This window comes from Massilia sp. CT11-108, assembly GCF_047302915.1.
Taxonomy (GTDB): domain Bacteria; phylum Pseudomonadota; class Gammaproteobacteria; order Burkholderiales; family Burkholderiaceae_D; genus Telluria; species Telluria orientalis.
The window spans coordinates 1-2,922 of sequence record NZ_JBKYMO010000610.1; the positions used below are offsets into that span (position 1 = coordinate 1).

General features: G+C 70.6%; 1 protein-coding gene. It reads left to right on the top strand.

Annotated features, from left to right (window positions below):
* Positions 1-161: 161 nt before the first annotated feature.
* Positions 162-2,922 (top strand): exodeoxyribonuclease V subunit gamma (gene recC / locus ACEN88_RS28280; RefSeq protein WP_413345014.1); only part of this gene is annotated, 2,761 nt, incomplete at its 3' end.

A 2,922-nucleotide genomic window follows, 5' to 3' on the forward strand; every position in this document is an offset into this window, starting at 1 on the left:
CCCCCCCCCCCCCCCCCCCCCCCCCCCCCCCCCCCCCCCCCCCCCCCCCCCCCCCCCCCCCCCCCCAACTGGGCGCGCGCCGGCAGGATCACCGGGCCTGAGCTCTACCGCCGGAGCCCCGGAAGTAGTATGCTGCGCGAGTCTCTTCGCCACGTCCCGTCATGCCATCCCCGATCCGCCCCGGCCTCCTCATCCTGCACGGCAACCAGATGGAGCTGTTGCGCGCCGCCGTCTTCGACTGGCTGCGCGACAATCCGCTCGGTCCGCTGGAAGAAGAGATCATGCTCGTCCAGTCGAACGGCGTCGCCGAGTGGCTCAAGATCGCCCTGGCGGAGGAGCTGGGCGTGTGCGCGGCCACGCGCGTGGCGCTGCCGGCCCGCTTCCAGTGGGAAGCCTACCGCGGCATGCTGGGGCCGGAACGGGTGCCGCGCCGTTCGCCGTTCGACAAGGATGCGCTCACGTGGCGCCTCATGCGCCTGCTGCCCGAGCTGCTGGAAAAGGATAAATTCGAACCGCTGCGCCATTTCCTCTCCGACGGCGACGCCGAGCGCCGCCTGCAGCTGGCCGAGCGTCTCGCCGACCTGTACGACCAGTACCAGGTCTACCGCGCCGACTGGCTCACGGATTGGGCCGAAGACCGCGACCAGCTGCGCCGCCCCGGCGGCGAGCCGATCCCGCTGACACCGGACCAGTGCTGGCAGGCGCAGCTCTGGCGCGAGATCCACGCGAGCCTGCCGCCAGAGCGCCGCTGGTCCGGCCGCGCGACGATCCACCAGCAATTCATGGCGGCGGTGACGGAAGACCGCGAACCCGTGCTGCGCCTGCCGCGCCGCGTGATCCTGTTCGGCATGTCGACCCTGCCGTACCAGACGATCCAGGCGATGGCGGGCCTGTCGCGCCACACGCAGGTGCTGATCGCGGTGCCGAACCCGTGCCGGTTCTACTGGGGCGACATCATCGAAGGCCGCGAACTGCTGCGCGCGGCCTATAAACGGCAACAGCACCGCAACGGCAGCGACCTGTCCGAGATCCCCGTCGAGCAGCTGCACGCGCACAGCCATCCGCTGCTCGCGAGCTGGGGACGGCAGGGCCGCGATTTCGTGCGCATGCTCGACGAATTCGACAATGGCGAGGGCGCGCAATTCGGCAACCTGCGCATCGACCTGTTCTCCGACGAAGACGGCGAGACCTTGCTGGGCCAGGTGCAGGCCGCCGTGCGCGACCTGCTGCCGCTCTCGGAGCATCCGCACACGCCGCCGCCGGCGGAAGACCGGTCGATCGAATTCCACATCGCGCACAGCGCCCAGCGCGAAGTCGAAGTGCTGCACGACCAGCTGCTGTCGTGGTTCGCGGAAGAGCGGGAAGGTAACGAGAGAGGCGCCTTGCGCCCGCGCGACGTCGTCGTGATGGTGCCGGACATCGAGACCTTCTCGGCCGCCGTCCACGCCGTGTTCGACCAGCACAAGCGCAGCGATCCGCGCTACATCCCGTTCGAGATCGGGGACGTGAAGGACCGCAGCGTGAATCCGCTGCTCGTGGCGCTGGAATGGCTGCTCCGCCTGCCGCAGCAGCGCTGCCGCCAGAGCGAGGTGCGCGACCTGCTCGACGTGCCCGCGCTGGCCGCCCGCTTCGGCCTGGAGGAAGCCGACCTGCCCATCCTCGGGCACTGGATCGAAGGCGCCAGCGTGCGCTGGGGCCTGGACCAGCGCCACCGCGCGGGACTCGGCCTCGGCTCGGCCGGCGAACAGAATTCCTGGCTGTTCGGCGTACGGCGCATGCTGCTCGGCTATGCGACCGGCCACGGCGCGAGCTTCCGCGACATCGAGCCGTATCCGGAAGTGGGCGGCCTCGATGCCGCGCTGGCGGGCTCGCTGGCGGAACTGGTCGAAGCGCTGCTCGCGTGGCGCGAAGACCTCGACCGCGTCCAGACGCCGATGGAGTGGGGCGATTGCGCCCGCGCGCTGCTGGCCAGGTTCTTCCGCGCGACGAACGAGGAAGACCGCCTGATGCTGCACCAGCTGGAAGAAGCGCTGCAATGCTGGCTGGAGATCTGCGAGAACGCGCTGTTCGACGAACCCGTGCCGCTGGCAGTCCTGCGCGAAGCGTGGCTCGGCCAGCTGGACCAGCCGGCGCTGTCGCACCAGTTCGTGTCCGGCGGCGTCACGTTCTGCACGCTGATGCCGATGCGCGCCGTGCCGTTCCGCGTCGTCTGCCTGCTCGGCATGAACGATGGCGATTTCCCGCGCCGCGGCCACCAGTCCGACTTCGACCTGCTGGCGCTGCCGGGCTTGGGCCGCCCGGGCGACCGCTCGCGCCGCGACGACGACCGCTACCTGATGCTGGAAGCGGTGCTGGCCGCGCGCGACAAACTGTACGTGAGCTGGGTCGGCCGCAACGTGCGCGACAACACGGAGCAGCCGGCGTCCGTGCTCGTGTCGCAGCTGCGCGATTATCTCGCCGCCGGTTGGGACCTCGACCTGGCCGAGCGCACGACGGTGCACGCGCTGCAGCCGTTCTCGCGCCGCTACTTCGAGCGCGGCGGCCTGCTGACGTATGCGGGCGAGTGGCGGTCGGCGCACGGTGCCGACGCTTCCGGTGTCGGCGACGACGTGCTGCCGCCGTTCGAACTGGATGCCGACTACCGGCTCACGCTGGGCGAGCTGGCGAGCTTCCTGCGCCAGCCCGCGCGCTACTTTTTCCGCCGCCGCCTCGGCGTGACGTTCGCGGACCTGGAAGTCGTTGGCGAGGACGAGGAACCGTTCTCGCTCGATGCGCTCGACCGCTACTTCCTGGAAGACACGCTGCTGGACGACAGCGGCACGCCGGAAGCACCGCACGAGGTGCGCCAGGTGCTGGAGACGCGCGCCGCGCGGCTCGCGCGCGAAGGCGTCCTGCCGATCGGCCTCGTGGGCCGGCAATGGC